This window comes from Nonomuraea sp. LPB2021202275-12-8 (genome assembly GCF_037044575.1).
In the GTDB taxonomy this organism is placed as follows: Bacteria; Actinomycetota; Actinomycetes; order Streptosporangiales; family Streptosporangiaceae; genus Nonomuraea.
Genome location: NZ_JBAHWD010000068.1, coordinates 1 through 16,036, shown reverse-complemented (window position 1 = coordinate 16,036; position 16,036 = coordinate 1). Strand labels below are relative to the sequence as shown.

The 16,036-nt window shown below is 67.8% G+C and carries 19 protein-coding genes and 2 tRNA genes; 9 read left to right on the top strand and 12 right to left on the bottom strand.

Going from position 1 to position 16,036, the window contains the following annotated elements; all coding sequences use genetic code 11:
- Nucleotides 1-323: 323 nt before the first annotated feature.
- Together V5E28_RS47770 and V5E28_RS47765 are read right to left on the bottom strand one after the other, a co-directional pair.
- Nucleotides 324-665, bottom strand: coding sequence for a hypothetical protein (locus V5E28_RS47770; protein ID WP_336216964.1), 342 nt, complete (start codon nucleotides 663-665; stop codon nucleotides 324-326).
- Nucleotides 666-912: 247 nt separating this feature from the next.
- On the bottom strand, nucleotides 913-1,740 hold the full coding sequence (locus tag V5E28_RS47765; RefSeq protein WP_336216963.1) for a hypothetical protein: 828 nt from the start codon (nucleotides 1,738-1,740) through the stop codon (nucleotides 913-915).
- Nucleotides 1,741-2,064: 324 nt separating this feature from the next.
- Between V5E28_RS47765 and V5E28_RS47760 the strand changes: the two genes are divergently transcribed.
- Nucleotides 2,065-2,208, top strand: a complete 144-nt coding sequence (locus V5E28_RS47760; RefSeq protein ID WP_336216962.1) for a hypothetical protein — start codon at nucleotides 2,065-2,067, stop codon at nucleotides 2,206-2,208.
- A 101-nt stretch (nucleotides 2,209-2,309) separates the two neighbouring features.
- Here the strand turns inward: V5E28_RS47760 and V5E28_RS47755 are convergent.
- From V5E28_RS47755 to galU, 7 genes are all read right to left on the bottom strand, one after another.
- A tRNA-Ala gene (locus V5E28_RS47755) sits at nucleotides 2,310-2,386 on the bottom strand.
- 47 nt (nucleotides 2,387-2,433) lie between these two features.
- Nucleotides 2,434-3,033, bottom strand: a complete 600-nt coding sequence (gene sepX, locus V5E28_RS47750; protein ID WP_336216961.1) for a divisome protein SepX/GlpR — start codon at nucleotides 3,031-3,033, stop codon at nucleotides 2,434-2,436.
- 124 nt (nucleotides 3,034-3,157) lie between these two features.
- On the bottom strand, nucleotides 3,158-3,811 hold the full coding sequence (locus V5E28_RS47745) for a GNAT family N-acetyltransferase (protein WP_336216965.1): 654 nt from the start codon (nucleotides 3,809-3,811) through the stop codon (nucleotides 3,158-3,160).
- Nucleotides 3,812-3,873: 62 nt separating this feature from the next.
- A complete protein-coding gene (locus tag V5E28_RS47740; protein ID WP_336216960.1) occupies nucleotides 3,874-4,350 on the bottom strand; it encodes a MogA/MoaB family molybdenum cofactor biosynthesis protein in 477 nt (158 codons plus the stop codon).
- On the bottom strand, nucleotides 4,347-4,817 hold the full coding sequence (moaC, locus tag V5E28_RS47735) for a cyclic pyranopterin monophosphate synthase MoaC (protein WP_336216959.1): 471 nt from the start codon (nucleotides 4,815-4,817) through the stop codon (nucleotides 4,347-4,349). The genes V5E28_RS47740 and moaC overlap by 4 nt, the downstream gene beginning before the upstream one ends.
- Complete coding sequence (gene glp / locus V5E28_RS47730; RefSeq protein WP_336216958.1) at nucleotides 4,814-6,001, bottom strand: molybdotransferase-like divisome protein Glp; 1,188 nt, start codon at nucleotides 5,999-6,001, stop codon at nucleotides 4,814-4,816. Before glp ends, moaC begins: the two co-directional genes overlap by 4 nt.
- On the bottom strand, nucleotides 5,988-6,890 hold the full coding sequence (gene galU, locus V5E28_RS47725) for a UTP--glucose-1-phosphate uridylyltransferase GalU (RefSeq protein ID WP_336216957.1): 903 nt from the start codon (nucleotides 6,888-6,890) through the stop codon (nucleotides 5,988-5,990). The genes glp and galU overlap by 14 nt, the downstream gene beginning before the upstream one ends.
- A gap of 25 nt (nucleotides 6,891-6,915) precedes the next feature.
- Here galU and V5E28_RS47720 point away from each other — a divergent pair, with 25 nt between their 5' ends.
- The 3 genes from V5E28_RS47720 (at nucleotide 6,916) to V5E28_RS47710 (ending at nucleotide 9,369) form a co-directional block, all read left to right on the top strand.
- On the top strand, nucleotides 6,916-7,485 hold the full coding sequence (locus tag V5E28_RS47720; protein WP_336216956.1) for a 5-formyltetrahydrofolate cyclo-ligase: 570 nt from the start codon (nucleotides 6,916-6,918) through the stop codon (nucleotides 7,483-7,485).
- Between the two features lie 24 nt (nucleotides 7,486-7,509).
- A complete protein-coding gene (locus V5E28_RS47715) occupies nucleotides 7,510-9,015 on the top strand; it encodes a potassium/proton antiporter (RefSeq protein WP_336216955.1) in 1,506 nt (501 codons plus the stop codon).
- A gap of 69 nt (nucleotides 9,016-9,084) precedes the next feature.
- On the top strand, nucleotides 9,085-9,369 hold the full coding sequence (locus V5E28_RS47710; protein WP_336216954.1) for an FmdB family zinc ribbon protein: 285 nt from the start codon (nucleotides 9,085-9,087) through the stop codon (nucleotides 9,367-9,369).
- Here the strand turns inward: V5E28_RS47710 and V5E28_RS47705 are convergent.
- The gene (locus tag V5E28_RS47705) at nucleotides 9,366-11,333 is read right to left on the bottom strand and encodes an MFS transporter (RefSeq protein ID WP_336216953.1); all 1,968 of its coding nucleotides are present in this window, start codon (nucleotides 11,331-11,333) and stop codon (nucleotides 9,366-9,368) included. The genes V5E28_RS47710 and V5E28_RS47705 overlap by 4 nt on opposite strands.
- Before the next feature lie 134 nt (nucleotides 11,334-11,467).
- Between V5E28_RS47705 and V5E28_RS47700 the strand changes: the two genes are divergently transcribed.
- The 3 genes from V5E28_RS47700 to mscL are packed head-to-tail and all read left to right on the top strand — an operon-like array spanning nucleotide 11,468 to nucleotide 13,268.
- Complete coding sequence (locus V5E28_RS47700) at nucleotides 11,468-12,274, top strand: S-methyl-5'-thioadenosine phosphorylase (RefSeq protein ID WP_336216952.1); 807 nt, start codon at nucleotides 11,468-11,470, stop codon at nucleotides 12,272-12,274.
- On the top strand, nucleotides 12,271-12,840 hold the full coding sequence (locus tag V5E28_RS47695; protein ID WP_336216951.1) for an SAF domain-containing protein: 570 nt from the start codon (nucleotides 12,271-12,273) through the stop codon (nucleotides 12,838-12,840). The genes V5E28_RS47700 and V5E28_RS47695 overlap by 4 nt, the downstream gene beginning before the upstream one ends.
- A 26-nt stretch (nucleotides 12,841-12,866) precedes the next feature.
- On the top strand, nucleotides 12,867-13,268 hold the full coding sequence (gene mscL, locus V5E28_RS47690; RefSeq protein WP_336216950.1) for a large conductance mechanosensitive channel protein MscL: 402 nt from the start codon (nucleotides 12,867-12,869) through the stop codon (nucleotides 13,266-13,268).
- Here mscL and V5E28_RS47685 read toward each other — a convergent pair.
- A complete protein-coding gene (locus tag V5E28_RS47685; RefSeq protein ID WP_336216949.1) occupies nucleotides 13,265-14,347 on the bottom strand; it encodes a D-alanyl-D-alanine carboxypeptidase family protein in 1,083 nt (360 codons plus the stop codon). The two genes, mscL and V5E28_RS47685, sit on opposite strands and share 4 nt — an antisense overlap.
- A gap of 314 nt (nucleotides 14,348-14,661) precedes the next feature.
- On the bottom strand, nucleotides 14,662-15,120 hold the full coding sequence (locus V5E28_RS47680) for a hypothetical protein (protein ID WP_336216948.1): 459 nt from the start codon (nucleotides 15,118-15,120) through the stop codon (nucleotides 14,662-14,664).
- Between the two features lie 151 nt (nucleotides 15,121-15,271).
- Between V5E28_RS47680 and V5E28_RS47675 the strand changes: the two genes are divergently transcribed.
- Together V5E28_RS47675 and V5E28_RS47670 are read left to right on the top strand one after the other, a co-directional pair.
- Nucleotides 15,272-15,344: transfer RNA gene (locus V5E28_RS47675), tRNA-Arg, on the top strand.
- Between the two features lie 315 nt (nucleotides 15,345-15,659).
- Nucleotides 15,660-16,036, top strand: a 377-nt coding sequence (locus tag V5E28_RS47670; RefSeq protein ID WP_336216947.1) for a hypothetical protein, incomplete at its 3' end; no start/stop codon positions are given.

Below are 16,036 nucleotides of genomic sequence, written 5' to 3'. Positions count from 1 at the left end.
ACACCCGCGGGCCCGTGGAACCCCGCCCACCCGGCGCGACAGCCGGGCAGCCACGCTGACCACAGCAGGGCAATCGACCTCCAGCCGAAGGCCTCAGCCGACCAACTCAAGGTCGAGAAAGATCGAGGCTAGACGCCGAAAGTAGGGGCGTAGGTCGCAGTCCGATCGATCCGAAGATCAAAGGGAGCAGCTGGAGCAGCTACGCTCGTTCCCGGAGATCAGGGCAGATACGTTGATCCGGTACTTACGCCGACGGCGGCTGACGAGGCGTTCCGATCCAGGTCGTGGGCGGAGGCGATCAATCTTCCTACCCGCTGCTGTCGTCATTCGCTTTTGCGGTACACGTCTAGAACGACAAGCGTTTCGGGTCTCGCCTGCGCCGTAGCCTCGGCGATAGCCTTCTTCTTTTCCGGATCCACCCCGCTCGACTCGAGAACAAATTTCACGCTACTTAGCGATATTTGCGTCTTCTCCCACTTTCCCGACTCCATCTGCACCCATGCGGGGAATCGTTGCGCAACCGCGCTCCAGTTCCGGTCGACGAGGAGATCGCCCGCTTTCTCAAGCGCTCCCTCAGCATTCCCGGCATCTACCTTGACCACTATTGTCTCTATTACTGTGGTAAGACCATCCCAGTATTCCTCAGTCGTTGCTTCAGCCAACACCTCTCCGATGCTGCGGACATCCCGGATGGCACCGGAATCGACCCGGGATTCGCGAGGGAATAGTTCTGACCGGCACGCGGTAAGTGTGAAGAACAGGCAAAGTGCGAATACAATACCGCCGACGAAATTTTTGCACCACAGCTCGTTATGCCCAGAAACTCGCATCCGTACCGCCTCCTCTATCGAGGCTCACCATTCACAGTCCCTTGCGACACATCGCCAGTAATCGTCAACGATTCTGTAGGCTTCACCCCCCTGCATGATCTAGGGTGTTGTACGTCCGCACCACCGACAGCGGCGGTCCTGCCGCGACCACCTGGGCGTCAGTGAAGGTCGTCGTGTAATTGCCGGTGACCTGCTGAAATTCCTGACCGTTGATCCCACGGGTCGCGAGTTGCGAACCCACGATCGGCTGGCGAACACCCGTGGTGAACGAATCCGCATCCGTCACGGTCTCCGCCAGAGTGCCGCGATCCCGCGCCGTCACCTGCCAGTAGTACTGCTTACCCCACTCCAGCTTGCCGACCGGCACCCGCCACGTGTGGAGATCCTCACGCACGCCCGACGAGAAGCACCCGGTCAGCATCGAGTACTCGTTGCACACCTTGAAGATGTAGTCGATGCCGTTCTGACTGGAGAAATTCGCCAGCAGCAGCGGCGTGCGCGTGTCGACCAGCGCCCGGTCCAGCGGGAAGCGATCCTCAAGAAACGGCGTACAACACGCCGCATCCAACCGCTCGGCACGCTGCACCCCTCCGGGCAGCACCCGCTCATCCGATTCGACCGCCGGCGGCTCCTCCTTGCTCGTCCGCTCCAGCAGCAACGCATCCTTGGGACGCCAGTCGTCCTCATCTTCCGCACGGCGCTGCTGCGGCCCGCTGGACGCCTGGGTGACCGACGTCTCCACCAGCGAGGGCAGACCAGCAGCGGTCCCGGCCATCTGTTCAGGAAGGTCGAAGTGCCCCTGGGCGGCGGCTTCCGCGGCTACAACGAATTCCGCCGCCCTCTGGGCCTGCGCCGGACCCACCGCGAGAGACAGCACACCGGGTAGCAAGACGGCGAGCACCACCAGCATCCAACGCGGCGACCGAACCCACGACGAGAACCGGCGCATACGCCATCACACTCCGAACCACGAAGGACGCCCGCCAAGGCGTAAGTCGTAGCCCTCCGCCGCAGGGAAAGCACCGCTCCCCGCGCAGCTCGGAGCTGATCATCGATCTGACGATCAACGTAAGAAATCCCGACCTTCCCGACAAGAGGGTCGATCATCACAAATTGGATAACAGCCCTATCGGGTGTAACCCTCCGCTATCCCCGCGACAACCGCTCTGTCCGCCTCGACATGAATCACGTACCGAGATGACCGTGCACCGGGACATGGGACGATCTTCCGCGCGTGTCCATCAAGACCATCGCCGACCTCGTCGGGCACGCGGGCGCCAGCGTCACGGAATCGGTCTACCGACACCAGCTCAGGCCGGTGATCACCAAGGGTGCCCACACAATAAACACCATCTTCGGCGACAGCCGACACGGGTAGAGAGTCCGAGTGAGATGGCTCCCCGTGGCTCCCCCCGACTCCCAGACACGCGAAAAGGGGTCCCGGATCAACTCCGGAACCCCTTGTCACCTGCATCTTCCTGGTGGAGATGAGGGGATTCGAACCCCTGACCCCTTCGATGCGAACGAAGTGCGCTACCGGACTGCGCTACATCCCCAAGGACCTGACCAGGTTAGCAAACTTCGCAGGGTCCTCGCGCCACACTTACCCGTCCCCCACCGCGCGCCGGGGCGGCTCCGCGTACTGGTCGAACAGGACGTCCGCCTGCCGTGCCGCGAAGTCGATGATCTCCGCTTCCTGCTGCGCCGCCAGTTCGGCGACCCGCCGCTGGGCGCGCACCCGCCGTGCGCGTTCGCGCGCCTGGACGGCCCGCTGGCGGCGCTCGCGGTCGACCTGTACGGCGATTCGCAGGAACACCAGGTAGCCCAGCATGATCCCGCAGGCCGGCGCCACGGCCCACCAGGGGATCACCCGCACGGCGGCCGTCACCACGGTGGCCAGCACGAGCAGCCCGGTGAAGAACAGCAGGCGCCGCCGGCGGGCGACGATGATCGCGCGCCGTCTGGCCCGGAACTGGCGTGGGTCGACGCGCTCGTACTCGAACGGGGCGGCCTCGTCCTCCTGCATGCCTTCGGGCTCGGCCGGCGAGGTGCGGCTGAGGTCCGGGAGCTGGTGCTCGCCGGTGTAGTGTTCCTCGAGTTCGGCCAGTTCGGCGAGGTTTGTCTTGTCCCTGCGCAGCCACATGGGGATCAGGACGCACAGCCACATGACGACGATGGCAAGGTAGAGGAAGGCGCCGCTCATGAGCACCTCCGGGCAGCACGAAAGCGCCTGTGTGCTTCTGGCGCCTTCAATGTGCTCACGTCACGCACCGTAAGACCGCGTGTCACTAATTGACGAGCATTCGGTGCGGTGTGTCGCGAGATCGTCAAACCTCTTCTACTGGAGACCCGCCGTGAGCTGCTGACTCACGAGCGCGACGCCACTGCACGAGCAGCCCGCCGGGAACGTCCTCAACGGTCAACGCGTAACAGATGTGGTCGCGCCAGGCTCCATCGATGTGGAGTTGACGACGCCGAATGCCTTCTTCCCGGAATCCGAGCTTCTCAACCACCCTACGGCTGGCCTGGTTCTCGGGGCGGATGTTCGCCTCCACCCGGTGCAATCCCGTGGTGAAGAAACAATGGTCGACGGCCATGGCGAGCGCGGTGGGCGTGATGCCGCGGCCCGCGACCGCGCCGTCGATCCAGTAGCCGACCTGCGCGGAGCGGGCCGATCCCCAGACGATGGCGCCGATGGTCAGCTGTCCCGCGAAGCGGCCGCCGTAGGTGACCACCCAGGGCAGGGCGAGGCCCTGCCTGGCCTCGCGGCGCAGGGTGCCGACCATGGAGATGTACGGTCCGAGTCCGGTCCTGAACAGGGGTGTTTCGGGGTTGCTGGGCTCCCAGGGACGTAGCCAGTCGGCGTTGCGCACCCGGGTGTCGCGCCATGCGCGCACATCGCCCAGCCGGAGCGGCCGGAGGCCGACCGAACCTTCGCTCAGCGCCGCAGGCCAGCCGCGTAGTCGATCCACAACTCTCATCATCCCCCTATCGCGCCCGATGTCGCCACGGGTCGATTCGGGTCACTACGTGCACTCTGGAATCAGCGCGGGTGGTCTCCGCCGCGGATCTGGTCGACAGCGTGCCGGAGGATGGGGGCGAGCACGGCGACGCCGTCGCGGACCCCTCCGCTGGAGCCGGGCAGGTTCACGATCAGGGTGGTGCCCGCCTGGCCGGCGAGGCCGCGGGAGAGGATCGAGGTGGGAACTTTGTCCCTGTTAGCCGAGCGGATGGTCTCCGCTATTCCAGGAATTTCCCGAGAAATCACTCGGGCCGTCATCTCCGGCGTCAGGTCGGTGGGGGTCAGCCCGGTGCCGCCTGTCGTGACGATCACGTCGTAGCCCTCGGCGATCCCGTCGCGCAGCGCGCCCTCCACGGCCTCCCCGTCGGGCACCACCACGGGCCCTGCCGCCGTGCAGCCCGCCTCGACGAGCAGCGACACCAAGAGCGGTCCTGATTTATCCGCATAAATCCCGGCGGACGCCCGGTTCGACACCGTCACCACCAGCGCCCGGATCATGGCCGCGTCCAGACGCCGGTCTTGCCGCCGGTCTTCTCCTCGACCCGCACGTCGCTGATCACCGCAGCGGGATCGACCGCCTTCACCATGTCGATCAGCGCCAGCGCCGCCACTGTGACGGCCGTCAGCGCCTCCATCTCCACGCCCGTCCGGTCGGCGGTCTTGACCCGGCAGGTGATGGCCACGCCCCAGTCCTCGACGTCCAGGCTCACCTTCACCCCGTGCAGGGCGATGGGATGGCAGAGCGGGATCAGATCAGGTGTCCGCTTCGCCCCCATGATGCCCGCGATCCGCGCCACGCCCAGCGCGTCGCCCTTGGGCACCTCCCCGGACCGCAGCAGCTCCACGACCTCGGTCGTGAGCAGCACCCGCCCGGTGGCGGTGGCGGTGCGCGCGCTGACGTCCTTGGCCGACACGTCGACCATGCGCGCCGCCCCGGTCTCGTCGAGATGGGTGAACTCGCTCACAGCCTGATCACCTCCACCTCCTGGCCCGAAGGCACCTCGGTGACCTCCTCGGGCACCACGATCAGCGCGTCCGCCGAGGCGAGGGCGGCGAGCTGGTGGGAGCCCTGCCCGCGCACCGGTGTCACCGTGCCGTCATCGGTGAGCCGGCCACGCAGGAACGAACGCCTGCCGGCGGGCGAGCGCAACGCCCCGGTGACGCGGGCGGTGACCGTCTCGGGCGGTCCTGCGGGCAGTCCACGCATCCTGTCGAGCGCAGGCCGTACGAAAAGCATGAAGGAGACGAACGACGAGACCGGATTGCCGGGCAGCGCGAAGACCGGCACCTGGTCGTCGCCCACGACGCCGAAGCCCTGGGGCATGCCGGGCTGCATGGCGACCTTCTCGAAGCGGACGGTGCCGAGGGGCGCGAGGGCCTCCTTGACCGGCTCGTATGCACCCATCGAGACGCCGCCGCTGGTGATGACGGCGTCGGCGCGAACGAGCTGGGCGTCGAGCTGCTCCAGGAAGGCGGCCGGGTCGTCGCCCACGGTCGGCGCGCGGAAGCCGTCGGCGCCCGCGTCGAGCGCGGCGGCGGTCAGCGTGAAGCTGTTGGAATCCCAGATCTGCCCGTGGCCGAGCGGAAGCCCGGGCTCGACCAGCTCGGCGCCGGTGGCGAGCACGACGACCCGTGGCCGGGGACGCACCCAGACCCGGCGGCGGCCCACCCCGGCGATGATGCCGAGCTGCGCGGGGCCGATCACCGTGCCGGGCTTGAGCACGACCTCGCCGGCCTGGACGTCCTCGCCCGCCCTGCGGATCGCGTTGCCGGGCTCGGCGATGCGGTCGATCCGGACCGAGACCGTGCCGCCGTCGGTCCACTCCACCGGCACCACCGTGTCTGCTCCGGCGGGCATGGGGCCGCCGGTCATGATCCGCACGGCGTGCCCCGGCCCGATGGCCCGCAGCTCGTTGGACCCGGCGGCCACGTCGTCGATCACCGGCAGCGTGACCGGCACCTGCAAGATGTCGACCGACCGTACGGCATATCCGTCCATGGCGGAGTTGTTGAACGGCGGCAACGGCACCGGCGAGGTGACCTCCTCGGCCAGCGTGGTGCCGAGGGCCCGTTCCAGCTCCAGCTCCAGCGGCGCGAGCGGGCGCACCGTGGCGAGGATGTCGGCCAGGTGCGCGTCAACTGATTTCATCGAGGAACTCTCGCAACCAGGGCAGGAAGTCGGGAGCGAGGTCGGGTCGGTCAGCGGCGAACTTCACCACGGTGCGCAGGTAGTCGAGCTTGTCGCCGGTGTCGTAGCGGCGGCCGCGGAACAGCACGCCGTGCACCTGCCCGCCCTCCGAGGCGCCGGTCCCGGCCAGCGTGCGCAGGGCGTCGGTGAGCTGGATCTCGCCACCGCGGCCCGGCGGGGTGTTCTCGAGCACCTCGAACACCGCCGGGTCGATCACGTAGCGGCCGATGATCGCCCAGTTGGAGGGCGCCTCGTCCACCGGCGGCTTCTCCACCAGGTCGGTCACCCGCACCACGTCGTCCTCGGCGGTCGCCTCGATGGTGGCCACGCCATACAGCGAGACCTGCTCCTTGGGCACCTCCATCAGCGCGACGACGCTGCCGCCGTAGGTGTTGCGCACCGCGATCATGCGCTGGAGCAAGGGGTCGCGCCGGTCGATGAGGTCGTCGCCGAGCAGGCACGCGAACGGATGGTCGCCGACGTGCTGCTTGGCGCAGAGCACCGCGTGGCCGAGGCCTTTCGGCTCGCCCTGCCGGACATAGTGCAGGGTCGCCAGCGCGGCCGGATCGCGGACCTGGGACAACCGGTGCTCGTCGCCCTTAGCCTCGAGCACTTCCTCCAGCTCGAACGCGCGGTCGAAGTGATCCTCGATCGACCGCTTGTTCTTGCCGGTCACCATCAGCAGGTCGAGCAGCCCAGCGGAGGCCGCTTCCTCGACGACATACTGGATGGCGGGCTTGTCGACGATGGGCAACATCTCCTTGGGTGTTGCCTTGGTCGCCGGAAGGAACCGGGTGCCCAGACCCGCGGCGGGCACGACGGCTTTCGTCACAGGGTCGAAGTCAGCCATGAGTATGACCCTAATGGAGGTAGCTGTGGACAAGCTGAACCTGCGCCGTGAGCTGATTTCGGCGCGCGCCTCACTCGCACCACAACAATTGCGCTCGAACGCCACCAGAATCCGCGAAACCCTGCTTGATCAGCCGTGGGCGCAGATGGCCGGGCTGGTCGCCTGCTACTGGTCGACCGGCACCGAGCCGGAGACGCACGGACTGGTGTTCGCGCTGTGGAAGCACGGCGCGACGGTGATCCTGCCGGTGCTGCGGGAGGACGACGATCTCGACTGGGCGGTGTACGACGGTCCCGACACCCTGGCGCCCGGCCGGCGCGGCGTCATGGAGCCGGTGGACACCCGGCGCGGGGTCGACGCGATCCGCACGGCGGCGCTGGTGATCGTGCCCGCGCTGGCCGTGGACCGGGTGTCCGGAATACGGCTGGGCCGTGGCGGCGGCTCCTACGACCGTGCGCTGAGCAGGGTGGGGCCGAACGTTCCGACGGTCGCGATGCTTCACGAGGGCGAGCTCCGGGAGGACGTGCCTGCCGAGCCTCATGACATGACGGTCCGTTTTGCGATCACACCTATGGGACTCACTAGGCTTAAGTGACCACACAGACATAGGAGGGGCCAGATGACGCTTGATGTCTGGCTCCTGCTCGGTGCTGCCATCGTCATCGCGGCCATCGTGTCCGTACGGATCGCGCATCGCAGCGGTCTGCCGAGCCTTCTGCTGTTCCTGGGCTTCGGTGTCGTCCTCGGGGATTCGGTCGTCGGCATCCCGTTCAGCGATCCCGGGATCGCCAAGGAGATCGGCTTCCTCGCGCTGGCGGTGATCCTGGCCGAGGGCGGCCTGACCACGAACTGGAGTCACGTCCGGCGCTCGGTGCCGATGGCGCTGATCCTCGCCACTTTCGGCGTGGCGGTCAGCATCGTGGTCGTGGCGGTGCCCGTGCACCTGCTGCTGGGCGTCGACGTCACCACCGCGCTGATCCTCGGCGCCGTGCTGGCGCCAACGGACGCGGCCGCGGTGTTCTCCGTGCTGCGCAGGCTGCCGCTGCCGCCCAAGCTCGCGGGCATCCTGGAGGCCGAGTCCGGTTTCAACGACGCGCCGACGGTGATCGCCGTGGTGCTGCTCAGCAGCGCCGCCCACGCGACGCCGAGCCTCGGCGTCTTCCTCGCGGAGACGACGGTCGAGCTGCTGATCGGTGCCGCCGTCGGTCTCGCCGTGGGCCCTGCCGGCGCCTACGCGCTGCGCCGCATCGCCCTGCCGGCCTCCGGCCTCTACCCCATCGCCGTGCTCGCGCTCACCCTGGTCTCCTATGCCGGTGGCGTGCTGCTGCACGGTTCGGGGTTCCTGGCCATCTACCTGACCGCGCTCATCCTGGGCAATTCACGGCTTCCGCACCGGGCCGCGACCAGGGGGTTCGCCGAAGGCACCGCGTGGCTGGCGCAGATCGGCCTGTTCGTGATGCTGGGCATGCTGGCCAGCCCCAAGGAGATGCCGTCGTCGATCGTGCCGGGGCTCATCACTGGAACGATCCTGGTGCTGCTGGCCAGGCCGCTGACGGTGCTGGCCAGCTCGGCGATCGCCCAGGTGGTACGGCTTCCCGTGGTGAACCTGCGCGAGCAGGCGTTCCTCTCATGGGCGGGGCTGCGCGGCGCCATCCCGATCGTGCTGGCGACCATCCCGTGGGCGGCCGGTGTCGAGGGTTCGAAGGACATCTTCAACCAGGTCTTCGTGATCGTCATCGTGTTTACCCTGCTCCAGGGGCCGACGCTGCCCCTGGTGGCCAGGCTGCTCAGGGTGACGGCTCCCGGCGAGGCACACGACCTGGAGGTGGAGTCCGCACCACTCGAAGAGCTGAACGCCGATCTGCTGCAGGTCAAGGTGCCTCCCGGCTCCCAGCTGCACGGCGTGGAGATCTTCGAGCTGCGGTTGCCGGCCGGGGCCCAGGTGACGCTGATCGTCCGCGACGGCAGGTCATTCGTGCCGTCCCAAAACACCCGGATCAGGGCGGAGGACCAGGTCCTGATCGTCACCACGGACGCCTGCCGTGACGAGGTCGAACGCCGTTTGCGCGCCGTCAGCCGCCGCGGGAAGCTGGCCGGATGGTACGGCGAGCGGGGACAGGAATAGGAATTTGGCCGTATCGGTTACCATTAGCAGTCGCATCACTCGAGTGCCAAAAGCCTGAAGGAGGAGCGCGTGCCGACCTACCAGTACGCCTGCAACGACTGCGGTGAGCAGCTCGAGGTCGTCCAGAAGTTCAGCGACGACGCGTTGACCGTATGCCCGAGCTGCCAGGGCAACCTGCGCAAGGTGTTCTCTGCCGTCGGGATCGTGTTCAAGGGTTCGGGCTTCTACCGCACCGACAACCGCTCGTCCTCGACCTCGTCTTCGGCTCCCGCCGGCAAGCCCGCCGAGAGCAAGCCTGCTGAGAGCAGCAAGCCCGCCGAGTCGGCGCCGGCCCCCGCCGCCGCGTCCAACTAGCGGGGTCGATCCCCCAGCGCACCGAGCAGCTCCGGAGCGATCCGGTCGAGGAGCTGCTCGAGTTGCCGATTGGGCCCCCAGTCCGCCACCAGCCTGGCGAGGGCCTCGCGCGAGCTGCGCAGGAGCCGCAACGCGGCCTCCTGTCCCCGCGCGGTGAGCCGCAGATAGTCGCCGTCCTGCGATCGCTCGACGTACCCGTCGTCGATGAGCTGATCGACGTACGGCCTGCCGTGCCTCCTGCTGACCTGTGCGCGCTCGGCCAGTGACTGCGCCGAGACCCAGTCCTCGCCGCCCAGCCTGGCGATGATCCACACGCCTTCGGGGACCATGCCCTCCAGTCCGGCCAGATCGCCCATCCTCGCGTAGTAGCCCTTGCGCAGGTTGGCGTCCGCCAGCCGGACGAGACCTCTTTCGACCTCCGCCAGCGACGACCGCTCGGCGGACGTCGCGCCCAGCCCCTCGCCCAGGTCGGCGGCCTTCGTGGTCTCCCGCAGCCGATGCTGCGGGATGAACCACGTCAGCACGAACGCGGCCAGCATGATCGGCGCGGCCACCCGGAACACGGTCGCGATGGAGTCGGCGTACACGTGCAGGAAGTCCGCCGCGAGATCGCGGGGCAGCCGCTGGATGGCCGTGGGGTCCTGCTGGATTCGCGCGGGATCGAAGCCCTGCGGCAACGTCGTCCTGGCGAGCACCTCGCTGACGTCGCTGTCGAGCCGCCCGGTGAAGACCGCCCCGAGCGTCGCCACCCCGAACGAACCGCCGATCGAACGGAAGAACGTGGCGCCCGAGGTGGCGACGCCGAGATCCTTGAAGTCGACGGCGTTCTGCACGACGATCACCAGCACCTGCATGGTCATGCCGAGGCCCACACCGAGCACCAGCAGGTAGACGCCCATCAGGGCCAGGCTGCTGAACTCGGTGAGCGTCGACAGCAGGAACATCCCCACCGTCGCGAACGCGGTGCCTGCGATGGGCAGATAGCGGTATTTGCCGGTCTTGGAGATGATCTGACCGCTGACGATCGACATCGTCAGCATGCCCGCCATCATCGGCAGCAGGTACACGCCGGACAGCGTGGCGCTCACCCCGTGCACGATCTGCAGGTAGAGCGGAAGATAGGTGAGCGCGCCGAACATCCCGAACCCGACCACGAACCCGACGATCGACGACGTCGAGAACGCCCGGTTGCGGAACAACCCGAGCGGCAGCACGGGCTCCCGCGCCCTCCGCTCGGCGAGCACCCAGCCGGCCAGCATCGCCAGGGCCGCCACGGCGAGCCCGGCGATCACCGGATGGCTCCACGGGTAGACCGTGCCGCCCCAGGTGGCGATCAGGACGAGGCACGAGGTCGCGCCGCCGAGCAGCACCACCCCGGCATAGTCGATCTTGTGCCTGGTGCGGGTCCTGTCGCTCGGCAGCACCGCGGCGATCACGAACAGCGCGACGGCTCCCAGGGGCAGGTTGACGTAGAAGACCCAGTGCCAGGACAGATGGTCGACGAACAGACCGCCGAGCAGCGGCCCGACGATGCTGGAGACGGCGAAGACCGCGCCGAAGTAGCCCTGGTACTTGCCCCGGTCGCGAGCCGACACGACGTCGCCGACGATGGCCTGCGCCAGCACCATGAGCCCGCCGCCGCCCAGCCCCTGGATCCCGCGGAAGACGATGAGCTGGCCCATGCTCTGACTGAGCCCGCACAGCGCGGAGCCGACCAGGAAGATGACGATCGCGGCCAGGAAGAGGCGTTTGCGGCCGAACTGGTCGCCGAGCTTGCCCCACAGCGGCGTGGAGACCGTGGAGGCGAGGATGTAGGCCGTCACCACCCACGACAGGTGCGCCAGACCGCCGAGGTCGCCGACGATGGTCGGCAGCGCGGTCGACACGATGGTCTGGTCGAGCGCGGCCAGCAGCATGCCCAGCATGAGCGCGATGATGATGAGCCCGAGACCCCGTTGCCGCATGGGGCGATCATACGCTTCGTACCGGAACGATCACCGTGCGGAACGGCGTTCGTCCACAGCCCCGAAACCGGGTTATCCACAGAACCACGTTCGCCCCCGCCTCGCCCGTCCACGATGCCGCTACCCTCTGCGCCATGGTCACTCGTGCAGATATCGGCGTCATTGGCGGTTCCGGCTTTTACTCCCTCCTCGACGACGCGGAGGAGGTCGAGCTCGCCACTCCTTACGGCCCGCCCAGCGATGTCGTCACCATCGGCCGCATCGGCTCGCGCTCCGTGGCGTTCATCCCGAGGCATGGGCGGGATCACCGCTTCCCCCCGCACCGCATCCCCTACCGGGCCAACCTGTGGGCACTGCGCTCTCTCGGCGTGCGCCAGGTGCTCGCTCCCAGCGCCGTGGGGTCGCTGCGGGCGGAGGTGGGCCCCGGCGCGATCGTGGTGCCCGACCAGCTTGTCGACCGGACCTCCGGGCGTGTCCAGACCTATTACGACATGGGCGGAGCCGTTCACGTGTCGTTCGCCGACCCCTACTGCCCGTCGGGCCGGGCGGTCGCCGTGTCGGCGGCCCGGTCCGGCGAGTGGGACACGGTCGACGGCGGGACCCTCGTGGTCATCGAGGGGCCGCGCTTCTCCACGCGGGCGGAGTCGCAGTGGTTCCAGGGCAACGGGTGGACGATCGTCGGCATGACGGGCTTCCCCGAGGCGGTGCTCGCCCGCGAGCTGGCGCTCTGCTACACGTCGCTGTCACTGGTGACCGACCATGACGCCGGAGTGGAGGCCGGTCAGGGGGTCACGCATGACGAGGTGCTGGAGTTCTTCGCGCGCAACGTAGCGCGGATGCGGACCCTGGTGGCCGACACCGTGCAGGCGCTGCCCGCTAACCCGACGTGCCCCTGCGGCGCGACGCTCGACGGTCTCAAGCTCCCCTTCGAGCTGCCGTGATCCGGATCTGGCTGCGGCGCTGCGAGCGTAGGCGCCGGCTCATCGCGGCCATGCTCGCCGCCGGCGCCGTCATCTCCGGATATCTGGCGCTACGTCCCGCCCCGGGACCGGCCGTCCTGGTCGCCACCCGCGACCTGTCCCCCGGCGTGCTGCGCCCCGGAGATCTTCAGGCCGTCCCCCATCCCCACCCGCCCGACGGCGCCCTGCACACCGGCGCCACGGGCCGGGTGCTGGCGACGGCGATGCGGCGGGGCGAGCCACTCACCGACGTGCGCCTGCTGGACTCCCTGCGGATGCCGCCCGGATCGGTGGCCACGCCCGTGCGGATCGCCGATCCCGACGTGGTGCGCCTGATCTCCCCCGGCTCGACGATCAGCGTGCTCGCGGCACACGAGGGTCAGGTCGCGTCTCTGGTGGCCGACGACGTCACCGTCCTGACCATCCCGGCCGCGAAGGACGACCACGGCGCCCTGGTGGTGCTCGCCACCACCCCGTCGCAGGCGAGCGAGCTGGCCGGCGCCCAAGCAGGCGGCCACCTGTCGATCACCATCAAGCCCCACTTATAGTAATCGTTCGGTTACGATGAGTTTCCATGAGTGGATTCAAGAAGTTCCTCATGCAGGGAAACGTCATCGACCTCGCCGTGGCGGTGGTGATCGGCGCGGCCTTCACCGCCGTGGTCAACTCGTTCGTGACCGGCCTGCTCACACCGTTGATCTCAGCGTTCGGCGGGCTGCCGGACTTCTCGTCGCTGAAGTTCACCATCGGCCGGTCCGACTTCCTGTACGGCGACTTCATCAACGCCGTCATCTCGTTCGTGATGGTCGCGGCGGTGATCTACTTCCTGGTCGTCAGGCCGTACACACACTTCAAGGATCGCGCGGAGACCACGGAGGAGGTCACCCACCGCAACTGCCCGGAGTGCCTGTCGGAAGTCCCCAAGGCGGCCGGCCGCTGCGCCCACTGCACCAGCGAGCTCACTCCCGCGATCTAGAGCAGGGTGTCGATCTTCGGGTCATACTCCCAGTGCCAAGGCTCGAACGGGCTGCTGTAGGCCCAGTCCGGATGGAACCAGCCATACCTCTTGCCGTTCTTCTCCAGCCAGTTGAACTCCGCCGACCTGAACCGCTCCACGCCGCCGCAAAGGTCCACCGCCAGCCCGAGTCCATGGTTGCTGCGTCCCGGCACAGCCGCGAAGCCCGGTCGCCGGTAGTAGACCGACTGCTGCTCGGCCAGGCTCCGGTACGCGTCGGTCACGCACATCGCCCTGCCGAACTGCCGCCTGTAGGCCTCGTTCAGGCTGACGAAGGCGATGGTGGCATCGGCCCGGAGGCTGTGGCCCCTCTGCTGCAACGGGCAGAGCATGGCCTGGGGAATGAGGCCGTTGGGGTAGTTGCCGGCAGTCGCCGCCCGCAGCGGGTTGCACCCCAGCGCCGCCCTGCCCACCTTGTCGATCTTGATGCCGAGCTTCACCAGAGCCGCGGTGAGCGACTTGACGATCTTGTCGGACTGCTTCCTGAGCAGGTCGATCTCGGCCGCCATCTGAGCCTCGGCCAGCAGGTTGCCCGCCCGGAGCTCCTGCGCCTCGGCGGCCAGGCCCTCCGTCTGTTTGGTGAGCGCGCTGGTCTGCTCGACCGCCTGCTGGCGGACGGTCACCATGTGGCTGATGTTGGCCATCGCGCGCAGGGTGTCGGTGTCGGCGTCGCCCGACAGGAACGGGGCGATGCCGTCGGCTCCCACAGGCTGCTGGTAGAGCAGCTCGGCCAGCTCCGAGACCGGCCGGCGGATCTGCGCCAGCTGACGCTGAGATTGCTGGAGAGCCTGCAGCTTGGTCTTGAGCTCCTTCTCGGCCGCGGCGAAGGTCGCCCGGCGCTTCTCCAGCGCCTTGGTGGCGTTCTCCAGCTCCTTGGCGGCCCGCTCGGCCTCCTTGCGCAACTCCGTGAGGTTGGAGGGATCCTGCTGCTGGCGGTGCGTCACCGTTGGAGTCTGGGCCCGGGCTTGGGCGGGCAGCCCGAAGAGGGAAGTCATCGCCATGACGACCGCGATCAGACCTGCTGATCGGGGGGCTGGCACGTTCGACTCCTCCGTTTGCAAACTCGTGACCCGGGTCCGGCACGCACGTTACTACAGCCCCCCGAGTGCCCGGACCGAACTCCGGAGAGCCGTTATGGCACGAACGACGCTTTTGTACAGGTGGACGGGTGAAGCTCCTCGTCTGCGCCCAGGGGGCTGCGGTGGGGTGGGTTCGTGCCATTCCTTACTAGGTCAGTACGGCTCGCGGGGCGGTGGGGTTCGTACATTTGTCATAGATTGTCGACAGCCAGCCGCTCACTCAGCAGTCGAACGCGTCAGACGAACGGATCGCGCGACCACCGCGTCAGGTCAGCTCAAGAGTCACCGGACCAGCCCTCCCCGGGCCGCCGCTCATGCTCCCGGCACATCTCCCAGAGCCACGTGTCCACCCACTCCCCCGGACACTCGGACTGAGCAGGCGCAGGCGGATCAGGACGCCGCTCCACCGTCGGAGTCGGCACCGGCTCCCGCACCGGCACGGACGGCACAACATCCCGAGGAGCCGCGACAACCTGGACGACAGGCACCTCCACGACCGGCGCGGGCACCGCCGCCACGTACTGCCGGATCGGATGAGCGGGCGCCGGCACGAGCACCGGCTCGAAAACCATCCGGCCCGCCCTGCCCCCCTCCACATCCACCCGCGCCCCGGTGTGCTCGTACCGGCTCAGCTCCCCCGCCAGCAACCCCCCGGCGAAGATCGCCGGAGCCAGCAACGCCGCAAACAGCACAACGGGTCGCCTGCGCACCTGCCTACGCCGCCTCGTATCCACGGCGCCGACGGTACCCATGGCCCACACACCGGAAGGTGATCACTTGTCATGCCTTTACCGCAGCTCAGACCACCCATAACCAACGTCCCCAGAACTCACCCCCGCCCGACGGCGCACGCACTGCCAGACTTTCGCTAGGCTTACGTCGTCCGCCTCCGTAGCTCAGGGGATAGAGCACCGCTCTCCTAAAGCGGGTGCCGCAGGTTCGAATCCTGCCGGGGGCACTCTTCTCCACCAGGCATTTTGGCCCCTGACCTGCGGTTTTGCTGCCGCAGGTCTTTTGCTTTCCAGACCCTGGGTAGGTCACCGAGAGCACCCGTATGCAGCCGTAGGACCTTGATCACGGGATATATGCGGGATGATCTTGCCCGCGTTTTCCCAGCTCAGGGAAACGGTTGGGACTCCTCCAGAGCCAGAGGGAGCCGCGGGGCGAGGCAGCACACATGGTCGCACAGAAGGCAGGGCTGCGGCAGGGTCGAGCCCATGATCCCCAGATGGACCTCTGGAGTCCAAGATCCAGCTGAGGCAGGATGAGGGCCATGGTCGCGTACTGGTGGTCTCAGCGGTCCAATGAGAACTTGTTCATGGAAATCACGCGACGAGACGACATCGGCAGCGACGTGAAAGCACCCATCGCCGCTCGGGGCGGCGTGAGCACCCCAGGCTACGCACTGGTCAGTGCCGTCCAGGCCAACAATCTCGTCATTCACTACGACAGCGCCGCAGAGCAGATCGTGGGCGTCAGCCGCGCGACGGGTGAGCGGTACAACGAGCCGATATGGTGGGTCGCACGTGGCTCCTACGCGAGACAAGCCGGCGCCAAGCCCGAATGGCTTCCCGGCCTCGTCGTTGCGCTCGCGGACTATCGCCCTCTGGCCGAACCACTGCCCTTGGCGGTACTCCGGCAACGCCGATT